This is a genomic window from Klebsiella sp. M041 (assembly GCF_059759695.1).
In genome coordinates this window covers 63,028-83,155 of the sequence record NZ_JCAXWU010000011.1, presented here as the reverse complement: position 1 = coordinate 83,155, position 20,128 = coordinate 63,028, and the positions used below count along the sequence as shown (strand labels likewise).

Genomic DNA, 20,128 nt, shown 5'->3' with positions numbered 1-20,128 from the left:
CAAAGAGTTACACCGTCACCTCTTCCGTGCACTGTATAAAAACCCTATACTGTATGAATCGACAGTTTAGGGTGTGTTATCATGACGGCGGAAGGCCATCTCTTCTTTTCAATCGCCTGCGCAGTATTTGCCAAAAACGCAGAGTTAACGCCGGTGCTGGCGCAGGGCGACTGGTGGCATATTGTGCCCTCCGCGGTCTTGACCTGCCTGCTGCCGGACATCGATCACCCAAAGTCGTTTCTTGGCCAGCGGCTGAGCTGGATCTCCAGGCCCGTGGCGCGGGCCTTTGGCCACCGCGGCTTCACCCACAGCCTGCTGGCGGTGTTTGGCGCGCTGACGCTATTCTACCTCAAGGTGCCTGACAGCTGGATTGTCCCGGCGGACGCCCTCCAGGGCCTGGTGCTGGGCTATCTCAGCCACATTCTCGCCGATATGCTCACCCCCGCCGGAGTGCCGCTGCTATGGCCGTGTCGCTGGCGCTTCCGGCTGCCGATCCTTGCGCCGCGCAAAGGCAACCAGCTGGAGCGCGCCTTATGCATGGCGCTGTTCGTCTATGCCGTCTGGATGCCGCAGACGCTGGCGGACAACAGCGCGATACGCTGGTCTTCCGGGGTGATTAATTCCCTGCAGATCACCTTCAATCGCTTCATAAGTCACCAGAGTGGGCGATAAACCGGCAGAAAACGCCATTTGGTTATAACCCATTCCATTTGAATATAAGTCCTTGATAACGCCTTCTGCTAACCTTGCGGTCATAAGAGCTGGTTATCCACCAGCCCAGGTTATAAAAATATCAGGAGAACGGGGATGAACTTTCCATTAATAGCGAACGTAGTCGTGTTCGCCGTATTGCTGTTTGCGCTGGGGCAAACTCGCCATAAACAGTGGAGCCTGGCCAGGAAGGTCCTGGTCGGCCTGGCGATTGGCGTGATCTTCGGTCTGGCGCTACAGCTGATCTATGGGTCTGACAGCCAGGTGCTGAAAGATTCCATCCAGTGGTTCAATATCGTCGGCAACGGTTATGTCCAGCTGCTGCAAATGATCGTTATGCCGCTGGTCTTCGCATCAATCCTTAGCGCGGTGGCCCGCCTGCACAATGCCTCGCAGCTGGGGAAAATCAGCTTCCTGAGCATCGGTACTCTGCTGTTCACCACCCTGATCGCCGCCCTGGTTGGCGTGCTGGTGACCAACATGTTCGGCCTCACCGCCGAGGGGCTGGTCCAGGGCAGCGCGGAGACCGCCCGTCTGAACGCCATTCAGAGCAACTATGTGGGTAAAGTGGCCGATCTCAGCGTCCCGCAGCTGATCCTCTCCTTCGTGCCGAAGAACCCGTTTGCTGACCTCACCGGGGCTAACCCGACCTCGATCATCAGCATCGTCATTTTCTCGGCGTTCCTCGGCGTCGCAGCCCTGAAGCTGCTGAAAGAGGATGTGGAAAAAGGCCAGCGCGTACTGACCGCCATCGATACCCTGCAGGGCTGGGTGATGAAGCTGGTTCGTCTGGTAATGCAGCTGACCCCTTACGGCGTGCTGGCGCTGATGACCAAAGTGGTTGCCGGGTCGAATCTACAGGATATCATCAAGCTTGGCGGCTTCGTGGTGGCCTCGTACATCGCGCTGGGCATCATGTTTGTCGTTCACGGCCTGCTGCTGGCGATTAACGGCATCAGCCCGCTGAAGTACTTCCGTAAAGTCTGGCCGGTGATCACCTTCGCCTTCACCAGCCGCTCCAGCGCCGCCTCCATTCCGCTGAACGTGGAAGCGCAGACCCGTCGTCTCGGCGTACCGGAGTCGATTGCCAGCTTCTCCGCCTCCTTTGGCGCCACCATTGGTCAGAACGGCTGCGCCGGTATCTACCCGGCCATGCTGGCGGTGATGGTCGCACCGACCGTAGGCATCAACCCGCTGGATCCGATGTGGATTGCCACCCTCGTGGGCATCGTCACCGTCAGCTCGGCGGGCGTCGCCGGAGTGGGCGGCGGGGCCACCTTCGCCGCGCTGATCGTCCTGCCGGCGATGGGCCTGCCGGTGACCCTCGTGGCGCTGCTGATCTCCGTCGAACCCCTGATCGATATGGGGCGTACCGCGCTGAACGTTAACGGTTCCATGACCGCCGGGACGCTGACCAGCCAGTGGCTGCGCCAGACGGACAAGTCGATTTTCGATAGCGAAGAAGAGGCCGAACTGGCACATCGCTAAACGGTAAGCACAAAAAAACCGCTGATAATCAGCGGTTTTTTTATTTCTGCAGCAGATTCAGGCTTCAATCTCACCTTCCTGACGCACCTGGTTAGCCCAGCGCTGCGCCGACTCCGGCACGCTGAACGCCGGTGAACGGCGGAAATGCTCCCCCATCAGCAGAAAGGCGACATACTTCCCGCGCAAAATCCAGACATCGCGAAAATGGTCCATTTTCACGGCATGTTCCGGGGGCGCAGGCTCCACGCGCGGCACGTAGCTAATGACAGGGCGATTTTGTTGGCGCAATGGTTTCATAACAAATGGATTCACTAAGCAAAGCGGGAAACAGAAACCTCTATCATAGCCGATCGTGGCCCCGTTCGTCGCCCCCCTGCCGCCGATGCGCATTTTAGGATAACTCCCTGCCCCCTCGTCGGGCGCAGCCAGCGTAATGTTCTATAGTTAGAAGGGTTTTGGTTTATCAACGACCACTTTTAGCAATGAAAGCAGGAGACGAGCAATGTCTGATAAGCACCCAAACCCGCACCACCAGCAGGCACCGGTTCACGGCAGCGAGGAAGCGCAGCCGGGTCTCGACTCGCTGGCGCCGGATGATCGGGAGTGGCGCCCCACGCCGAAACCGACCGCCCCTGGCGCTGAACCGACCGCCCCTGGCAGCCTGAAAGCGCCTGATACCCACAGCAGCAAACTTGACGCCCTGGAGCCGCAGCGCAAAGGCGGAGAAGACTATCCGCTGACCACCAACCAGGGCGTGCGCATTGCCGACGATCAGAACTCGCTGCGCGCCGGCGCCCGCGGCCCAACGCTGCTGGAAGATTTCATTCTGCGGGAGAAGATCACCCACTTCGACCATGAGCGAATTCCGGAGCGTATCGTACATGCCCGCGGCTCAGCGGCCCACGGTTACTTCCAGCCCTACAAAAGTCTGACAGCGTTGACCAAAGCCGATTTTCTCTCGGCAGCCGATAAAATCACCCCGGTCTTTGTGCGCTTCTCCACCGTGCAGGGCGGCGCGGGGTCGGCGGACACCGTTCGCGATATTCGCGGCTTCGCCACCAAGTTTTACACCGACGAGGGGATTTTTGACCTCGTCGGCAACAACACCCCGGTCTTCTTCATTCAGGACGCGCTGAAGTTTCCCGACTTTGTCCACGCCGTGAAGCCTGAGCCCCACTGGGCCATCCCCCAGGGACAAAGCGCTCACGACACCTTCTGGGACTACGTTTCCCTGCAGCCGGAAACGCTGCACAACGTGATGTGGGCGATGTCCGATCGCGGCATCCCGCGCAGCTATCGCACCATGGAAGGCTTCGGGATCCACACCTTCCGCCTGATCAATGCCGAGGGCAAAGCCACCTTTGTTCGCTTCCACTGGAAACCGGTCGCCGGCAAGGCGTCGCTGGTGTGGGATGAAGCGCAGAAGCTGACCGGCCGTGACCCCGATTTTCATCGCCGCGACCTGTGGGAGGCCATTGAAGCCGGGGACTACCCGGAATTTGAGCTCGGGCTGCAGCTGATCCCCGAGGAGAACGAATTTGATTTTGACTTCGACCTGTTAGATCCCACCAAGCTGATCCCTGAGGCGCTGGTGCCGGTGCAACGGGTCGGCAAAATGGTCCTCAACCGCAACCCGGACAACTTCTTTGCCGAGAACGAACAGGCGGCCTTCCATCCCGGGCATATCGTACCGGGCATCGATTTCAGCAACGATCCGCTGCTGCAGGGACGTCTCTTCTCCTACACCGATACGCAGATTAGCCGCCTCGGCGGACCGAATTTCCATGAAATCCCGATCAACCGGCCAACCTGCCCGTACCACAACTTCCAGCGCGACGGTATGCACCGGATGGAGATTGACACCAACCCGGCCAACTACGAACCCAACTCGATCAACGACAACTGGCCGCGCGAGACGCCGCCAGCCGCCAAACGCGGCGGTTTCGAGTCCCTTGCCGAGCGCGTCGACGGCGAGAAGATCCGCCAGCGCAGCCCTTCATTCGGCGAATATTACGCCCAGCCGCGTCTGTTCTGGCTGAGCCAGACGCCGATTGAGCAGCAGCATATTATCGATGGCTTCAGCTTCGAGCTCAGCAAAGTGGTCCGCACCTGGATCCGCGAGCGGGTGGTCGATCACCTGGCCCATATTGATACCCGGCTGGCGGAAGCGGTCGGGGCGAATTTAGGTATTGAACTGAGCGATGAGCAGCGCAGCCTCACTCTGCCCTCCCCGGTCAACGGCGTGGAGAAAGATCCCACCCTCAGCCTCTATGCGGACGCCGAAGGAGATGTGAAAGGTCGCGTGGTGGCGGTGCTGCTCAATGAGCGTACCTCGGCGCAGGACCTGGTCCATCTCCTGCAGGCGCTACAGGCCCAGGGCGTGCACAGTAAACTGCTCTATTCGCGGATGGGCGAGGTCATCGCCGACGATGGTTCTCCCGTGCCGATCGCCGGCACCTTCGCCGGTTCCCCATCGCTGACGGTGGATGCCGTGGTGGTGCCCGGCGGCGACCTCAGCGCCCTGAGCCAGAGCGGCGATGCGCGCTACTACCTGCTGGAGGCCTATAAGCACCTGAAGCCGATCCTGCTGGCAGGCGATGCGCGGCAGTTAACGTCGGTTCTCCAGGTCCCGGCCCAGGGAGAAGAGGGCATCATCGTTACCGATGCTCTCGACACCCCGGCGGCAGATAAACTGCTCGCGCTGATGACGGCCCACCGGGTGTGGTCGAGAAGCCCAAAAATCGCCGCTATTCCGGCGTAGCAAAAAGCCCGGCACAGTGTGCCGGGCTTGACTCACTTTCCTTTCCCCCGTCGGGCTTACACGTCGCGGTAGGTTCCCAGGCGATAACCCCGGTCGGCCACCGCCGCTTTCAGCGAGGCAGAGGTCAGCACATCAAGCTCGCCCAGCCGCGGGTAGCAGTAGGCGCTGCCCATGATGGTCTGGTCGACAAAGGCCGGATGACACATCACCTCCAGCGAGCGCTCCTCGCGGGCGATTGAGGCGTCCAGCGTCTGCAGGAACAGCGCCTCAGAGACGGCTTCCCCGTAAAACTCGCTGCTGAAGCCTGCGCTGCTGCGCGCCGCCTGCTGATCGAGACCGCTCTGCGCCGCCACCTGGCGATCGATGCGCAACGCGATGCCTTTATCGCGGGCAAAAGCGGCGACGATGGGATAGATCGCGGCGATCATATGCACATGGTGATGGCTGTCGAGATGCGTCGGCTCATGGCCGAAGAGATCGATAAAACGACGGTACTGACACGCCAGCTCGTGGGCAATTTCCTCCAGCGGCAGGTTATCTTCTTCCGCCTGCTGCCAGATCCATTTGCCCAGCCGGCCGTCGCGGGTTAACCCCGGCATGGCCGACAGCGGTTCGCCCAGCGTCAGCACAAAGTGCATCCCGACCGCCAGCTCCGGCGTACTGCGGCTCAGCTGGGCGGCGTGGTCAATAGCCGCGCCGTTGACCAGCGCCGTAGTCGATGTCACCACGCCGTTGCGGCAGGCTTCGATAATGCCGTAGTTCTGCCCTTTACTGAGGCCGAAGTCGTCGGCGTTGACGATCAATACCCGTTCCATTTGCCGCTCCCGTTACGCTTTCAGTTTTTCGATCGTCGCCGCAAAGTTCGGCAGCCATTTTTCATGAGCCAGAATCATCTCCCGCGCCAGCTGCTCGGCGTCACGATCGGAATGGATCAGCGGGCTTAAGTTCAGCGCCAGCAGCACGTCGTTCAGCTCGCCGCTGATCGCCGCCTGGCTGGCCGCCACTTCAAACCCTTTGATGGTGTAGATAAGCCCCAGCACCTTCTCGTCGAAATGGGTGATGCGCGGCGTCGGCTTCGCGCCATCGCGACCTAAGGTGCAGCTCATCTCGACCGCCCAGTCCGCCGGGATATTATCGATATGGCCATGATGCGGGATATTTACATAGTGCTCAGTCTGCTTGTCGTTATAGATAGCGTTGATCACTTCGCAAGCGGCATCGGAGTAATAGGCGCCGCCGCGCTGCTCCAGCTCCTTCGGCTTGACCTTGAGATCCGGATTTTTATACAGCTCGAACAGCTGCTTCTCCACCTTCTGCACCACCTGGGCGCGCGCGCCGCCCTTATAGTACTCGCCCATCTCAATCGCCAGCATCTCTTTTGGCTTAAAGTAATAGAGCAGATAGGAGCATGGGATCAGGCGCAGGGAGCGGATCAGCCCCTCGCTAAACGGCAGGTCGAAGATATTTTTTACCGAGTTCGCGGTCAGGCGGCCGGAGGCAACGCCGTCCAGCAGTTCATCGAAGCGCGAGACGCCGTTAACCAGCACGTCGCGGACGAACACCAGGTGGTTCAGACCGAACAGGTCGATGTTCAGCTCATCGCTCGGGCTGAGCTGCAGCACGTCGGTGATGAACATCTTCATGCCGATGGGAATGTTGCACACGCCGATAAAGCGTTTGAAACTGGTGTGGCGATAGACCGCCTCGGTGACCATGCCCGCCGGGTTGGTGAAGTTAATGATCCATGCGTCCGGGCAGATCTCCTGCACATCTTTCACGATGTCGAAAATCACCGGGATGGTGCGCAGCCCTTTAAACAGCCCACCCGCCCCGTTGGTCTCCTGGCCAAGATAGCCGTGGCTCAGCGGGATGCGCTCATCTTTTTCACGCGCCTTCAGCTGGCCCACCCGCAGCTGGGTGGTAACGAAATCCGCGCCCTGCAGCGCCTCGCGGCGGTCCAGCGTTTTATAAACCTTCATCGGCACGCCGGCTTTTTCCACCATCCGCTCGCACAGCGCATGGATAATATCGAGCTTCTCCTGGCCCTCTTCCACATCCACCAGCCACAGCTCTGTCACCGGCAGTTCATGATAACGTTTCAGAAAACCTTCCAGTAATTCCGGGGTATAGCTGCTACCGCCGCCAATGGTGACGACTTTTAATTTCTGGCTCATTTTTTTCTCCCTTAGGCGCTGCGCCTGGGCGCAGGCAGCTCTCCGCATAAATGCGGACAGTTAACTTAAATTAGTTACGGTGTAAGCCGGGCGGCTAATACCGCGCGGGTTTAATTAATACTGGTCAAATGTTTGCGATAACTGCTCGGCGTAAACGAGGTCAGCTTTTTAAAGGTTTTAATAAACAGGCTCGGGCTGCTGTACCCTGATTCATAGGCAATATCCGTCACCGAATAGTTGGTAATTTCCAGCTGCTTTTTGGCAAAGTTAATACGGATATCGTTAATTATCTGCATCGGCGTTTTACCATAATAGCGCTGGGTCGCCCGGGTTAAATATTCCTGCGTTTTGCCCGATAGCCGAACCATATTCTCGAGGGCGCTCTCGCCAAACTCCAGTTTATCGTGCATGGCCTCAACGGTATTTTTTAACCATTGTGGAACGACGTCTGCAACTGGCTCTTCGCGATAGTGACGTAAACGGTTAATGACATAAAAGGAGACCAGCTCGATAAATTCGTCAAATTCCGTTTCGCGAAAATTGAGTGAGGCGATGACCGACTCAATATAGCCGAGAAAAGCGCTCTGCACGGCATAGACCTGCGACGCCACAAGGCCAAACGGCAGCAGCGGCAGATAGTGTTTCTCAAAGAAGCGCCTGCTGATGCCGACGTTAGGGATGCGCGTCGCACCAAATTCGTAGAAGCTCTGGTGGTGCGAGCCCATCGGGATAAAGACAAAATCCCCGCGCTCCAGCAGCACCCGTTTGCCATTGATCTCCTGGTAATAGCGCCCGGTTAATACGACGGTAAATTCGTAGTAATCATGCTGGTGGAGCCCGCTCACGCTTTCCGTTTTGTTATAGATGACCACATGAAAGTTCTTCCCGTTGAACAACTGCTGTTCTCTGGCGGTACTGATCTCGGTGGTCATCATCCTGGGCTGCCTCATCGTCGTGATGGCCTATTGTACCTTCTCGTGCAGCTCAATCAATTCCGCAACCAGCTCGCGGGCCAGCATGGAGGTCATCAGGTGATCCTGAGCATGCACCAGCACCAGGCTGACCTTCATTTTCCCTTCGCCCTCGTCGCTTTCGATAAGCTGGGTCTGCACGCGATGCGCCTCGCTCAGCGCCTGACGCGACTGCTCCATCATCGATTTCGCCGCGGCAAAATCCCCCTGCTTGGCCTGTTTTAGCGCGGCATAGGCCAGGCTACGGGCTTGTCCGGAGTTGATAATCAGCCCCATCACCACCTCTTCGAGGTCGTTTTCCGGGGTCTCTACCGCGTCGATGTTGTCCAGATCAAACATAATATTTCCCTCATTTCTCAGGCGGTACGGGACGCTGCCCGTACCGCGCGGTATCAGAATTTCAGTGCGTTGGCGATGTCTTCTTCGCTCTCTTCCTGCTCGATGACGGTCTGCGCTTTATTCGACAGCACCACAAACGGCAGGTAGACCAGGGTGGAGACGCCAAGGTTGAACAGGGCGACCAGCAGAGCGGCGACGCTGCCGTTACTGTTGAAGAACGCCCCCAGGCCAGTTGGCATGGTCCACGGCGCCAGGTTGGTCACCGGTGGGATAATCCCCAGGCTGTAGGCCGCGAGAGTAATGGCCGCCAGAATCGGCTGGACCAGCACGAACGGGATGAACATGACCGGGTTCATGATGATCGGCAGGCCAAACAGAATCGGTTCGTTAATCTGGAAGATGCCTGACGGCAGCGCCAGCTTCGCAACCTGACGATGGTCAGCGCGACGGGAAGCGATAAAGATGGCGATGATCAGACCCAGCGTCGCCCCGGAACCCCCCAGCAGGATGTAGGAGTCGAGCATCGGCTTGGCCCAGAAGTGGAACTGTTTACCCGCTTCGATCGCCGCATCAACCGATCCGTACTGGTTGTACAGCGCGATGTTTTCCAGCGCCCACGGCGTCATGATGCCGTTATCCAGCGCGGTCAGCGCCAGCGAACCATGCACCCCGAAGAACCACAGCAGGGAGTTGAAGATGACGTATGCCCAGCCGACCACGCTGCCCATCGCCGCCAGCGGCGTAGAGATGGAGTCCATGATGATCTGGTGGAAGTTGCTGCCGTAGCTCGACAGGGCCCACGAGATAATGCCGAAGATGGAGAGGATCAAGAAGCCAGGGATCAGCGCGGAGAAAGAGCGCGATACCGACCCCGGCACGCTGTCCGGCAGTCTGATCACCCAGTTGCGACGGATCACGAAGGTGAACAGCTCCGCGACGACCAGACCGATAATCATGCCGGAGATGATGTTCTGCCCGCCCAGCCAGTTGGCGCCGACGGCATAGGCTTCGCCCACGCTATACGGGGTCACGGTCATGAAGGCCGCGACCGCCAACAGGCCTGCGGCCATCGGGTCGACTTTGCGCTCTTCCGCCAGCGCGGAGCCAATAAAGAATGGCGCCATCAGCGACATAATGCCGAGGGTGCCGTTATAGACGTTACCGCCGATAGCCTTAAAACCGTTTAAGGTTTCAATGGTGGAGGCATCCAGGCGAATGCCCATGGAATAAAAGAAAGAGCCTTCGCCGAAGCTCAGAAAAACGTTGTTAATTAATACAAACATGGCCCCGGCGAGGGTCAACGGCATTAATTTAATGAATCCATTTTTAATCGCATTAATATGCGGCTGTTTTCCTATTTTCACTGCAAAAGGAAGGAGTACCTTTTCAAGCGAGTCGATCACTTTACTCATAGTCAATACCCTTAAAAGCCGCAATAAACTATTACGGCGATGATGTATGAAATTACTCTTTGACGGGAAAATAAACTCTTTATTCTTTGACGTCCGGCAACGGGATGCCGCCAGGCGTCAAAATATATCGAGTTTTAAAATTTAAAATTATTGTGCTGCAGCTTTCTTAATGGCCGCGACGGCGGCTTTCAATACCCCTAAACCATCCACCTTGCCATACAGAAGAGAATCGATGACTTCTACCGGTTTATTCGGCAGCAGGCGCTGAATTTCCGGTAACATATACGCAATTTGTGGCCCTAATAATACAACGTCGGCTTCCGGTCCCTTTTCACCCGCGAGAGTCTCAGGATAGGCTTCAATAATGACCGGGACTTCGTATTTTTCCGCCTGCGCCCGCATTTTGGAGACCAGCAGTGACGTGGACATGCCTGCCGAGCAGAACAGATAAATGTGTTTCTTTTCCATGAACGCTTCCTCAATGTGTGAGACCAGGGCCTTCAGTAACCGCTGAGAGCCGGTAAGACTGGTAACATCCGGTTAATTCTGTTTATGGGTTGAGTATACGGCAACCTGAGCCGTCGTGATAATTCCCTGTTGAACAGAATTGTCTCTCATTGACCTCCGGTTTTGACTACCCTCACATTTTCATCCAAATAATTCGCGCAATTAAATAAGCATCAGGACTCACAAAAAAGCCCGACCAGTGGTCGGGCTTACGTACAACTCAGTCAACAGTAGGGCGCTTACTTAGCGTTGCGCGGATCCGTATCATACTCAGCGCAGGTCTGGTAGCCGGAGTTCATCACGTGCCCCGTTTCGTCGAGGGCCACAAAGTAGGTCTCCACTTTACCATCTCGTTGACCGAGGATATAGGTCTGGCAGGTGCCGCGGGCATGGACCATCGTCACTTCCGTTGAAGGTTTGCCAGCGATCTGCATCACCTGCTCACGCGACATTCCTTTCTTCACATCTTTCACCACCGGCTGGGTAAACTGGTCTTTGGTACGATCGTAAGCGGTACAGCCCGCGAGTAAGGTTAACGCGACGGTGACGCCCAGTATTCCTGCTAAGCTTTTGTTCATTTTGGTTCCTCTCTTCCACTGTGTAACGATAAGCCTGGAATAAATAGTGTTATTTTTCAAGCCGAACAGCGAAATCATGTCTGATTGTGTTAATGCGTAAACAGGATTGACGCTCCGCCGAAGACCGGCGCTTCCTCCTGCGCGCGGGCATCTATAATGAAATCCTATGTCATTGATTGCCTTCTTTTCCGGCAGTCAAAACCCCGGTCCTTGTCGTTTCAGCGGCAAAGAGGTAGCTTTAAGCCAACAGGTTGCCAAACAGATTCACTTTCGGAGGGCGCGATGACGCTACAACAAGAGATTATTCAGGCGCTGGGCGCGAAGCCGCAGATTGATGCCGCAGGCGAGATCCGCCGCAGCGTCGATTTCCTGAAATCCTATCTGCAGACTTACCCTTTTATTAAATCGCTGGTGCTGGGTATCAGCGGCGGCCAGGACTCGACCCTGACGGGGAAACTGTGCCAGATGGCGATCAATGAACTGCGCGCCGAAACTGGCGACAGCAGCCTGCAGTTTATCGCCGTCCGTTTACCCTACGGCGTGCAGGCGGATGAGCAGGACTGCCAGGATGCCATCGCCTTTATTCAGCCTGACCGCGTGTTGACGGTGAATATCAAAGCCTCGGTACTGGCAAGCGAACAGGCCCTGCGCGAAGCGGGGATCGAATTGAGCGACTTCGTTCGCGGCAACGAAAAAGCCCGTGAGCGCATGAAAGCCCAGTACAGCATCGCCGGGATGACCAAAGGGGTGGTGGTCGGCACCGACCATGCGGCGGAAGCGATTACCGGCTTCTTCACTAAATATGGCGACGGCGGCACCGACATCAACCCGATCTTCCGCCTGAACAAACGTCAGGGCAAACAGCTGCTGGCCCATCTCGGCTGCCCGGAACATCTGTATAAGAAGCTGCCGACCGCCGATCTGGAAGACGATCGTCCCTCCCTGCCGGATGAAGTGGCGCTGGGGGTCACCTATGAGAATATCGACGACTATCTGGAAGGCAAAACGCTGGACCCCAGCATCGCCAAAACAATCGAAGGCTGGTATCTGAAAACCGAACACAAGCGTCGGCCGCCCATCACCGTCTTTGACGATTTCTGGAAAAAATAGTCCCTCCCTCGCCCCGGCCCGCGCCGGGGTTATTTTTTGCGCTTTTCGCCGCAAAAACCGCCTGCTATACTGGATAGATAGACAGTATCAGGAGTTATTGTGGCCAGAAAGCAATCTGCCCCGCGTCTGGAGTTTGAGGCGGCGGCGATCTATGAATATCCCGAACACCTTCGCCCGTGGCTGGAGGCGCTGCCGAAGCTGCCGGGCGTCTATCAATTTCACGGCGACAGCGACACGATGCCGCTCTATATCGGCAAGAGCGTTAACCTGCGCAGCCGGGTGCTCTCCCACCTGCGCACGCCTGAAGAGGCCGCGATGCTGCGTCAGTCCCGGCGTATTACCTGGCAGCGCACCGCTGGCGAGCTGGGGGCGCTGCTGCTGGAGGCGCGGTTAATTAAAGAGCAGCAGCCGCTGTTTAACAAGCGGCTACGGCGTAACAAGCAACTCTGCGCCTGGCTGCTTGCGGACGACCGGCCGCAGATTGTCTATGCCCGCGAAGTTGATTTCTCTCATCAGCAGCATCTCTATGGTCTGTTCGCCAACCGGCGGGCGGCGATGCAGATGCTGCAGAGCCTCGCTGACGAACAGCGCCTCTGTTATGGCCTGCTCGGTCTGGAGCCGCTCAGCCGCGGCCGCGCCTGCTTTCGATCCGCGCTGGGCCGCTGCGCCGGCGCCTGCTGTGGAAAGGAGAGCGTGGAGGCGCACCGCCAGCGTCTGCTGGCGCAGATGAGCAAGCTACAGCTGGTGTGCTGGCCTTGGGCAGGACCGGTGGCGCTGGAGGAGCGCGGCACTGATATGACGCAGTATCATGTCATTCATAACTGGCTGTGGCTGGGGGCCGTCGACTCGCTCGACCAGGCCGCTGAGCTCACCCGCCTGCCCGCCGGATTCGACCAGGATGGTTACAAAATTCTCTGTAAACCTCTGCTCAGCGGCAACTACCCGCTGCACCCGCTTAGCTGAGAAGCCAGAAAGAAAAAACCGCCGGCCCTGCCCAACGCCTGATGGCATTATTGGGCAAGACCGGCGGTCTTGATTCAGTACGCTACATTATTCAGCGGGTGCAGGCATTTTACCTGCCGGCGCGTTGCGTTCTGTCAGATGCTTCTCAAAATTGGCATTGAACTGTTTTTTCTGCTCTGGGGTCAGAATGTTGTAGATCTTGTTCTGCGTTTCCAGGCGGGACAGCGCCATCGCTTTATGCTGCGCCTCCATCTTATCGATCTGCGCTTCCGCTTTCGCCTTGTCGAAGGTATCGCTGGCGATCAGCTCGTGCATCGCGCGGCGTTCGTCAAGGGACGGACGCTTCATGTTTTCGCGCTGGCTCTTCATGATGTCACGGATCTGCTGCTTCTGCGCATCGGTCAGGTTGAGGCCTTTAAACATCATGTCATGCTGACCCGGGCCGCCTTTATGATGCATCATCATCGGCTTGCTGTCGCTCGGCGCGGTGGTGGTATCGGCGGCGTGTGCCAGGTTAGCCGCGCCCAGAGCCAGAGTAGAGGCAACAAACAGTGCAGTGAGTTTCTTCATCATTCAATCCTTACTTTACGTTATTCTTACGGCGCGTTGCCGTGTTGACGAGATTAACTTTACGACGTTAATCGTCAATTAGTCAGAGCAAGAGTAAAACAATGAAAGTGTAAAAAACAGTTTCTCACCAATTATGGAGAAAATAAGGAATTTGAACGAGGAATTGCAATAAAAAATAAATAACCTACTGTTTTTCAGAGAAATTATGGAGAGCATAAAGGAGGGGAGATTAAAAACAAAGCATTTTACCAGGAATAATCTGCAAATTTACGCTGGCGCACGAAAAAATAAGAAGATGTAAAACGACGCGCGAAATTAAGCAGGCCGCCCGGTGGACGGCTTGCCGTCAGGGTAATTTTTCCAGCATCAGGCCAGCGCGCAGCCCCCTGGCCACCGCCGGATTGGGAAACAGAACATACTCCGGCTCTGCCCCCACCACATACCGCATCTCCCCCTCCTCCGCCAGCAGCGTGCCTGGGGCGAAGGGGGTGAAGTTCAGCGTCCGATCCGCCATATGCAGACGGAAATCATCGCTATGGCGGGTGATCTGCTGCACCACCCGGTAGCGCAACGGCGCCGGGGCGTCGGCAATGGCCAGATCCCCCACCAGCAGCCGGGAGATAGCCCCCTCGGCGGCGGCAAACTGCGACAGATCGTTTTCCCCCAACGGCAGCGCTTTGCCCAGCTCAAGGGTGCAGGCCAGCGCCGCGAACCGCTCGCAGCTGAAGTGGGTGAAGGTCCCGCCTGGCTGGCGATGAAACACCAACGCCTCCAGCCCGGCGCCGCCCAGCCAGTGAAGAAAATCCTCCTCCCAGGGCGTATCGCGAGCCGGGAGCACCCCGAAGCGCGGATGCAGCGACCCGCGGATCGCGGTATGCAGATCGAGGTGCCAGCGCGGACCACCGTGGTCGCGATAGAAGCGGCCCACCGCCTGCTCCAGCCGCTGCGCCCGCTGTGTCTCCTCGCTGGTCGGGAATTGCCGCCAGCGCTCGCCAAACATCCGGTTCATATCGCTGTGCAGATAGCGTTTATTCGCCCGCAGCGCCGGCGGGTTACCGACGATCACCAGCAGCCGCCAGCGCAGGGGGAGTTCCTCCCGAACCAGCCGCTGCACCAGCCGGTCGACAATCTCCACCGGCGCCGTTTCGTTGCCATGGATGGCGCAGGAGAGCACCAGCCCGCGCTCGCAGCGCGCATGCGGCGTCAGCTCAAGGATCCCCTCCCCAAGCCAGTGCCAGCGGAAATGGGCCGTCTCGCCGTGAAAGTGATGGGGCAAACGCCCCGCCAGGGTTAATGCCAGAAAGTGTTCCACCGCGCCCCCTTATTGCTGAAATGGATAAACCGAACCGAGCTGCAGGATCTGGGTCAACCGATCCAGCGCGTCGCGCCCTTCCCGCAGCAGCTGGGGGTCGGCGAGGTCGGCCTGGGTGAGACGATCGCGATAGTAGCGATCCACCCAATCATTGAGGGTGGCAAACAGCGTATCGTTCATCAGGACGTGCGGATTGACCGCCTGATACTCCTCGGCCGTCAACACTACCCGCAGACGCAGGCACGCCGGACCGCCGCCGTTGGCCATACTCTCGCGCAGATCAAACACCTGCAGCGCGGCGATGGGGTTATCCCCGGCCAGCAGCTCATTGAGATAGTTCCACACGCCCGGATGCGCCTGGGCTTCCTGGGGCAGGATCAGCGCCATGCTGCCGTCCGCCCGGCTCAACAGCTGGCTATTGAACAGATAGGTGGCAACCGCCTCTTCCACCGTGACCCGGCTGGCGGGAACCACCAGCGGGGTGAAGCCCGGCACCTGCTGCGCCAGCTGCTGCAAAACCGCGTTCTGGTCGGCAAAGGCCTGCTCATGGCAGAACAGGACCTGACGATTGCTCACCGCGATGACATCGTTATGAAAAACCCCCATGTCGATCGCCGCCGGATGCTGGCGGGCGAAGATCAGCTGGCGGGGATTGACCTGATTAAGGCGCGCCACCGCCTGGCTGGCCTCAAGAGTTTGCCGCGCCGGATAGCGACGCGGCGCCTCTTCGCTTCCCCGGCGGCGGCCATAGACAAAGAGCTGAACGCCGGGGGCGCCATATTCCCCGCCGAGACGGTTATGGTTCGCCGCCCCTTCGTCGCCAAACCATGCCGAGGCAGGCAGCGCCGGGTGGATGGCAAATCGCGTGCGGTCCGGGAATATCGCCTGCAGCAACGCCCGGGTGGTGGGGGCTTCGCTGGCGCGGTGGAATTTATCCTGCAGATTCGCCACCGTCAGGTGTACCAGGCCATCCAGCGAATCGGCGGAGGGACAGACCGTCGCGGCGTTGGCCACCCACATCGCCGAGGCCGAACTCACCGCCGACAGCAGATCCGGATCCTGCTGAGCCGCGCGAGCCACCACCTGTTCATCGCTGCCGCTAAAGCCCAGCTGACGCAGGAGCGGCACGTTGGGCCGCTCCTGAGGGGGGATCACCGCCTGCGGATAGCCGGCGTCGGCGAGGGCTTTCATTTTTTTTAGCCCCTGCTTTGCCGCCAGCTGCGGGTTCGACACCCGAAAGCGGTGCCGGGTGGAGGCCTCATTGCCAAAGGAGAGCCCGGCGTAGTGATGGGTCAGTCCGGGCAGACCGTCAAAATTGACTTCGCGGGCGGTCATGACGCCTCCCCGGCCCGAAAGTCGAGCCCCGGATTGAGACTGGCGGGCAGCGTCAGGGTCGGCGATTCGAGACTGGCCATCGGCCAGGCGCAATAATCAGCGGCATACCAGGCCCCGGGGCGATGATTGCCAGAGGCCCCGGTGCCGCCGAACGGCGCGGTACTCGCCGCCCCGGTCAGCGGTTTGTTCCAGTTGACTATCCCGGCCCGCGCCTCGAGCAGCAGCCGATCGAACTTCTCCCGTTCCGGGGAAATTAACCCGCAGGAGAGCCCGAAGCGGGTGGCATTGGCCAGGGCAATCGCCTCCTCGAAAGTGTCGTAGCGCCACACGCCAAGCAGCGGGCCGAACACCTCTTCATCCTCGACCTGGGCCACGTCGCTCATGTCGACAATCCCCGGCGTCAGCAGCGACGTCCCGGCCTGCAATAAGCGCGGCTCCAGTAGGGTGGCTGCGCCTGCGGCGACCCGCTGCAGCCAGGCCTGATGCACTTTCTGCGCGGCCTGTTCAGAGATAAGCCCGCCGAGAAACGGCTGCGGCTCAGCGTCCCACGCCGCGGGGATCAGCCGTTGGCTCACCGTCACCAGCCTGGAGAGGAAAGCATCTCCCGCCTCTCCGCGCCGGACCAGCAGACGCCGGGCGCAGGTGCAGCGCTGGCCGGCGGTAATAAAGGCGGACTGGATGGTCAGATGCACCGCGGCATCGACGTCCCGCGGATCGTCGACGATCAGCGGGTTATTGCCGCCCATCTCCAGCGCGAGGATCTTCTGCGGCTGTCCGGCCAGCTGGCGATGCAGATGAAAACCGGTGGTCGAGCTGCCGGTAAACAGCAGCCCGTCGATATCCGCCTGGCCGCTGAGCGCCTCGCCGGTTTCCCGACCGCCCTGCAGCAGGTTGAGCACCCCGGCGGGCAGGCCGGCCTGCTCCCACAGCTTCACCACCGCTTCGCCACTGTGCGGGGTGAGTTCGCTGGGTTTGAACACCACGGTATTGCCCGCCAGCAGCGCTGGCACGATATGCCCGTTCGGCAGATGGCCGGGAAAGTTATAGGGGCCAAAGACCGCCAGCACGCCATGCGGCCGGTGACGCAGCGTCGCGGCGCCATCGGGCAGCTCGCTGTGCTGTTCGCCGGTGCGGGTGTGGTACGCCTTCACCGAGATCGCCACCTTGTTGATCATCGCCGTCACTTCCCCGGCCGCCTCCCAGCGCGGCTTTCCGGTCTCGGCGCCGATAATCGCCGTCAGCTCCGCCTTGCTGGCCTCCAGCAGCGCGGCAAACTTTTCGACGAGGGCCTGGCGGTCGGCAAACGGCAGCCGCGCCCAGGCCGGGAACGCCTGGCGGGCTGCCGCCACCGCCTCGGCGACCTGCCCGGCGTCCGCCGCCTCTCCCTGCCAGACAACCTTCAGGTTGACCGGATCCTGTTTGCTGAAGCGCGGCCCATCGCCGGGCCGCCACTCGCCGTTAATCCACAGACTCATGCGGTTTTCTCCTCAGGGATCAGGCGCACCATGCGCACCTGGTCGCCGGCATGACACTTCAGCATATCCAGCTCGCGGGCGCTGAGGGTCAGGGTGTCGCCATCCGGGTCGGCATGCACCAGCAGGGCGCGGAACTGGTGGTACTGTTCGTTCGCCACCAGGCACAGCGGCCCGTCGCCGGGCGGCGTTTCGCCGGCCTCGGTGGTCACCAGACGGCTTTGACGGATCGCCCGCACCCGGTCGATATCGCACTCCAGGGTCGGGCCGCCGTCGAAAATATCGATGTAGTTCAGGTAGCGGAATCCCTCTTTCTCCAGCACCGTCCGGGCCGGGGCGGTCTGCGGGTGGACCTTGCCGATCACCGCCTGCGCCTCGGGGGTGAGGAAATCGATATACAGCGGGTGCTTGGGCATCAGGGCGGCAATAAAAGCCTTCTGTCCGGTGCCGCACAGGTAGTCGGCGCGGGAAAACTCCATGGCGAAAAAGCGTTTGCCCAGGCTCTCCCAGAACGGGGAATAGCCGTGCTCGTCAATCACCCCGCGCATCTCGGCAACCACCTTCTCATTAAAGCGCTCGCGAAAGGCGGCCATAAATAAGAAGCGCGATTTCGACAGCAGATAGCCATTACCCTCTTTGCGCCACTGCGGGTCGAGGAACAGGGTACACAGCTCGCTGCTGCCGGTGTGGTCGTTACTGAGAAACAGCGTCGGCAGCGCCTGATAGACGTTAAGCTCCTTCGAGGCATGGACCTGGGTGCCGACCCGGTAGTTGTACCAGGGATCGTTGAGCCCCACCGCCACCTCTATCGCGCAGATGCCCACCACAGCGCCGCTCTCGCTCTCTTCCAGCACAAAGACATAGCCCTGCTCGCTTTTCGGCAGCTCGCCGCGCCAGGTTTGCTGTGAGCGGGCGATCCGCGCCGCGAGGGTGGCTTCATCCACCGGCAGCGAGGTCAGCCCGCCGCCGGTCTCCGCCGCCAGCTTCAGCAGCCCGGGCAGATCGCCCGGCTCCACCGGTCGAATAACCATCATGATGAAACTCCCGCCAGGAATCGCGCGCAGGCCCGCTCGACGCGATCCAGCCCGCTGTTCACCTCTTCTTCACTGACGTTCAGCGCTGGCGCGAAACGCACCACGTTGGCGCCGGCGATCAGGATCATCACGCCCTCTTCCGCCGCCAGGTTGCTGAGGGTTTTCGCCTTCCCGGCCCAGGCGTCGTTCAGCACGCAGCCGATCAGCAGCCCCAGGCCGCGGATCTCCTTGAACAGACCATAGCGGGCGTTGATCGCCTGCAGGCGTTCGCAAAACCACTGATGGCGCTGTCTGACGCCGGAGAGCACTTCCGGGGTATTGACGATCGACAGCAGCTCGCCGGCCACCGCCCCCGCCAGCGGGTTACCGCCGTAGGTGGTGCCGTGGGTGCCGACGGTCATTACGCTGGCGCAGGCCTCTGTCGCCAGCAGCGCGCCGATGGGGAAGCCGCCGCCCAGCGCTTTGGCGGTGGTCAGCACATCAGGGGTCACGCCGTAGTGCATATAGGCATACAGTTCGCCGGTGCGCCCGACCCCGGTCTGCACTTCATCGAAAATCAGCAGGGCGTTGTGCTGGTCGCAAAGCTGGCGCAGGCCGCGTAAAAACTCGACGCTGGCCGGCACCACGCCGCCTTCGCCCTGCACCGGCTCGACGATCACCGCGCAGGTTTGGTCATTGATTAAGGCCTTTGCCGACGCGAGATCGTTAAACACCGCATGCTGGATCTGCGGCGGCAGCGGGGCAAAATCCCGGGAGTAGGCCGGCTGACCGCCTGCCGAAACGGTGAACAGCGTCCGCCCGTGGAAGGCGTTCTGGAAGGCGACAATGCCGCTTTTCTCGCTGCCAAAGCGATCGTGGGCATATTTACGCGCCAGCTTGAGCGCCGCCTCATTGGCCTCGGCCCCGGAGTTACAGAAGAAGACCCGGTCGGCGAAGGTGGCATCGATAAGCATTTTGGCCAGACGCAGGATCGGCTCATTGGTATAGCCATTGCCGGTATGCCAGAACTTGCCAGCCTGATCGGTGAGGGCCTGCACCAGACGCGGATGCGCATGCCCCAGCGCGTTCACGGCGATGCCTCCGGCAAAATCGATATACTCTTTGCCCTGCTGATCCCACAGCCGCGACCCGGTGCCCCGCACCGGAATAAAAGCCGCTGGCGCGTAGACCGGCATCATCCATTCATCAAAGTGGTTACGCGTAATTGACTGAGACATATCGACCTCTTCCGGTAAATTAAAAGTAGCAATAATGTTAATAAATATGAGTTATTACGCTGTAAATGTAGATTGCACGGTTCGTGCCAGCCAGCGATAAAAATGCATAAACCGGATGAGATAACGCAATATCAATGAGTTACAACCTGTCGCTATTCACATAAAATGCATAAT

At 59.4% G+C, this 20,128-nt stretch carries 20 protein-coding genes; 5 read left to right on the top strand and 15 right to left on the bottom strand.

Annotated features, from left to right (window positions below):
* Positions 1-81: 81 nt before the first annotated feature.
* Positions 82-672 (top strand): metal-dependent hydrolase, encoded by a 591-nt coding sequence (locus AC6CWS_RS15980; RefSeq protein ID WP_023289309.1) that lies wholly within the window; start codon positions 82-84, stop codon positions 670-672.
* Between the two features lie 135 nt (positions 673-807).
* A complete protein-coding gene (locus tag AC6CWS_RS15975) occupies positions 808-2,199 on the top strand; it encodes an L-cystine transporter (protein ID WP_023289308.1) in 1,392 nt (463 codons plus the stop codon).
* A 57-nt stretch (positions 2,200-2,256) separates the two neighbouring features.
* Here AC6CWS_RS15975 and cedA read toward each other — a convergent pair whose 3' ends face one another.
* Positions 2,257-2,511, bottom strand: a complete 255-nt coding sequence (cedA, locus tag AC6CWS_RS15970; RefSeq protein ID WP_008807754.1) for a cell division activator CedA — start codon at positions 2,509-2,511, stop codon at positions 2,257-2,259.
* Positions 2,512-2,701: 190 nt separating this feature from the next.
* Here cedA and katE point away from each other — a divergent pair, with 190 nt between their 5' ends.
* Entirely contained in the window at positions 2,702-4,960 is a 2,259-nt protein-coding gene (katE, locus tag AC6CWS_RS15965; RefSeq protein ID WP_065882996.1) for a catalase HPII, read from the top strand.
* Positions 4,961-5,016: 56 nt separating this feature from the next.
* Here the strand turns inward: katE and chbG are convergent, their stop codons facing one another.
* The 8 genes from chbG to osmE form a co-directional block, all read right to left on the bottom strand.
* Entirely contained in the window at positions 5,017-5,775 is a 759-nt protein-coding gene (gene chbG, locus AC6CWS_RS15960; RefSeq protein WP_065882995.1) for a chitin disaccharide deacetylase, read from the bottom strand.
* Between the two features lie 12 nt (positions 5,776-5,787).
* Entirely contained in the window at positions 5,788-7,134 is a 1,347-nt protein-coding gene (locus AC6CWS_RS15955; protein WP_023289304.1) for a 6-phospho-beta-glucosidase, read from the bottom strand.
* Between the two features lie 110 nt (positions 7,135-7,244).
* Positions 7,245-8,069 (bottom strand): transcriptional regulator ChbR, encoded by an 825-nt coding sequence (gene chbR, locus AC6CWS_RS15950; RefSeq protein ID WP_140599529.1) that lies wholly within the window; start codon positions 8,067-8,069, stop codon positions 7,245-7,247.
* Between the two features lie 27 nt (positions 8,070-8,096).
* Positions 8,097-8,444 carry a PTS N,N'-diacetylchitobiose transporter subunit IIA gene (gene chbA / locus AC6CWS_RS15945; protein WP_023289303.1) on the bottom strand — a complete coding sequence of 116 codons (348 nt, stop codon included), beginning with the start codon at positions 8,442-8,444 and terminating at the stop codon, positions 8,097-8,099.
* A gap of 53 nt (positions 8,445-8,497) precedes the next feature.
* A complete protein-coding gene (gene chbC / locus AC6CWS_RS15940; protein ID WP_004203823.1) occupies positions 8,498-9,856 on the bottom strand; it encodes a PTS N,N'-diacetylchitobiose transporter subunit IIC in 1,359 nt (452 codons plus the stop codon).
* A gap of 11 nt (positions 9,857-9,867) precedes the next feature.
* Positions 9,868-9,984 carry a hypothetical protein gene (locus AC6CWS_RS15935; RefSeq protein WP_032429133.1) on the bottom strand — a complete coding sequence of 39 codons (117 nt, stop codon included), beginning with the start codon at positions 9,982-9,984 and terminating at the stop codon, positions 9,868-9,870.
* Positions 9,985-10,003: 19 nt separating this feature from the next.
* Positions 10,004-10,324 (bottom strand): PTS N,N'-diacetylchitobiose transporter subunit IIB, encoded by a 321-nt coding sequence (gene chbB / locus AC6CWS_RS15930; RefSeq protein WP_002901547.1) that lies wholly within the window; start codon positions 10,322-10,324, stop codon positions 10,004-10,006.
* Between the two features lie 278 nt (positions 10,325-10,602).
* Positions 10,603-10,941, bottom strand: coding sequence for an osmotically-inducible lipoprotein OsmE (osmE, locus tag AC6CWS_RS15925; RefSeq protein ID WP_023289302.1), 339 nt, complete (start codon positions 10,939-10,941; stop codon positions 10,603-10,605).
* A 282-nt stretch (positions 10,942-11,223) separates the two neighbouring features.
* Here osmE and nadE point away from each other — a divergent pair, with 282 nt between their 5' ends.
* The gene (gene nadE / locus AC6CWS_RS15920) at positions 11,224-12,051 is read left to right on the top strand and encodes an NAD(+) synthase (RefSeq protein WP_023289301.1); all 828 of its coding nucleotides are present in this window, start codon (positions 11,224-11,226) and stop codon (positions 12,049-12,051) included.
* A gap of 99 nt (positions 12,052-12,150) precedes the next feature.
* The gene (gene cho / locus AC6CWS_RS15915; protein WP_080901664.1) at positions 12,151-13,014 is read left to right on the top strand and encodes an excinuclease Cho; all 864 of its coding nucleotides are present in this window, start codon (positions 12,151-12,153) and stop codon (positions 13,012-13,014) included.
* Between the two features lie 87 nt (positions 13,015-13,101).
* Here the strand turns inward: cho and spy are convergent, their stop codons facing one another.
* From spy to astC, 6 genes are all read right to left on the bottom strand, one after another.
* Positions 13,102-13,587 carry an ATP-independent periplasmic protein-refolding chaperone Spy gene (gene spy / locus AC6CWS_RS15910; protein ID WP_072096650.1) on the bottom strand — a complete coding sequence of 162 codons (486 nt, stop codon included), beginning with the start codon at positions 13,585-13,587 and terminating at the stop codon, positions 13,102-13,104.
* 343 nt (positions 13,588-13,930) lie between these two features.
* Complete coding sequence (gene astE / locus AC6CWS_RS15905; RefSeq protein ID WP_065882992.1) at positions 13,931-14,896, bottom strand: succinylglutamate desuccinylase; 966 nt, start codon at positions 14,894-14,896, stop codon at positions 13,931-13,933.
* 9 nt (positions 14,897-14,905) lie between these two features.
* Positions 14,906-16,231 (bottom strand): N-succinylarginine dihydrolase, encoded by a 1,326-nt coding sequence (gene astB / locus AC6CWS_RS15900; RefSeq protein WP_065882991.1) that lies wholly within the window; start codon positions 16,229-16,231, stop codon positions 14,906-14,908.
* Positions 16,228-17,706 carry a succinylglutamate-semialdehyde dehydrogenase gene (astD, locus tag AC6CWS_RS15895; protein WP_065882990.1) on the bottom strand — a complete coding sequence of 493 codons (1,479 nt, stop codon included), beginning with the start codon at positions 17,704-17,706 and terminating at the stop codon, positions 16,228-16,230. Before astD ends, astB begins: the two co-directional genes overlap by 4 nt.
* Entirely contained in the window at positions 17,703-18,737 is a 1,035-nt protein-coding gene (gene astA / locus AC6CWS_RS15890; protein WP_065882989.1) for an arginine N-succinyltransferase, read from the bottom strand. The genes astD and astA overlap by 4 nt, the downstream gene beginning before the upstream one ends.
* On the bottom strand, positions 18,734-19,954 hold the full coding sequence (gene astC, locus AC6CWS_RS15885) for a succinylornithine/acetylornithine transaminase (RefSeq protein ID WP_065882988.1): 1,221 nt from the start codon (positions 19,952-19,954) through the stop codon (positions 18,734-18,736). Before astC ends, astA begins: the two co-directional genes overlap by 4 nt.
* Between the last annotated feature and the right edge of the window lie 174 nt (positions 19,955-20,128).

Coding starts and splice junctions, on each gene's coding strand:
- osmE (WP_023289302.1), bottom strand. CDS start 10,941: ATGAACAAAAGCTTAGCAGGAATACTGGGCGTCACCGTCGCGTTAACC.
- chbR (WP_140599529.1), bottom strand. CDS start 8,069: ATGATGACCACCGAGATCAGTACCGCCAGAGAACAGCAGTTGTTCAAC.
- astC (WP_065882988.1), bottom strand. CDS start 19,954: ATGTCTCAGTCAATTACGCGTAACCACTTTGATGAATGGATGATGCCG.
- chbG (WP_065882995.1), bottom strand. CDS start 5,775: ATGGAACGGGTATTGATCGTCAACGCCGACGACTTCGGCCTCAGTAAA.
- chbA (WP_023289303.1), bottom strand. CDS start 8,444: ATGTTTGATCTGGACAACATCGACGCGGTAGAGACCCCGGAAAACGAC.
- chbC (WP_004203823.1), bottom strand. CDS start 9,856: ATGAGTAAAGTGATCGACTCGCTTGAAAAGGTACTCCTTCCTTTTGCA.
- AC6CWS_RS15955 (WP_023289304.1), bottom strand. CDS start 7,134: ATGAGCCAGAAATTAAAAGTCGTCACCATTGGCGGCGGTAGCAGCTAT.
- AC6CWS_RS15980 (WP_023289309.1), top strand. CDS start 82: ATGACGGCGGAAGGCCATCTCTTCTTTTCAATCGCCTGCGCAGTATTT.
- chbB (WP_002901547.1), bottom strand. CDS start 10,324: ATGGAAAAGAAACACATTTATCTGTTCTGCTCGGCAGGCATGTCCACG.
- AC6CWS_RS15975 (WP_023289308.1), top strand. CDS start 808: ATGAACTTTCCATTAATAGCGAACGTAGTCGTGTTCGCCGTATTGCTG.
- astD (WP_065882990.1), bottom strand. CDS start 17,706: ATGAGTCTGTGGATTAACGGCGAGTGGCGGCCCGGCGATGGGCCGCGC.
- astA (WP_065882989.1), bottom strand. CDS start 18,737: ATGATGGTTATTCGACCGGTGGAGCCGGGCGATCTGCCCGGGCTGCTG.
- spy (WP_072096650.1), bottom strand. CDS start 13,587: ATGATGAAGAAACTCACTGCACTGTTTGTTGCCTCTACTCTGGCTCTG.
- astB (WP_065882991.1), bottom strand. CDS start 16,231: ATGACCGCCCGCGAAGTCAATTTTGACGGTCTGCCCGGACTGACCCAT.
- nadE (WP_023289301.1), top strand. CDS start 11,224: ATGACGCTACAACAAGAGATTATTCAGGCGCTGGGCGCGAAGCCGCAG.
- katE (WP_065882996.1), top strand. CDS start 2,702: ATGTCTGATAAGCACCCAAACCCGCACCACCAGCAGGCACCGGTTCAC.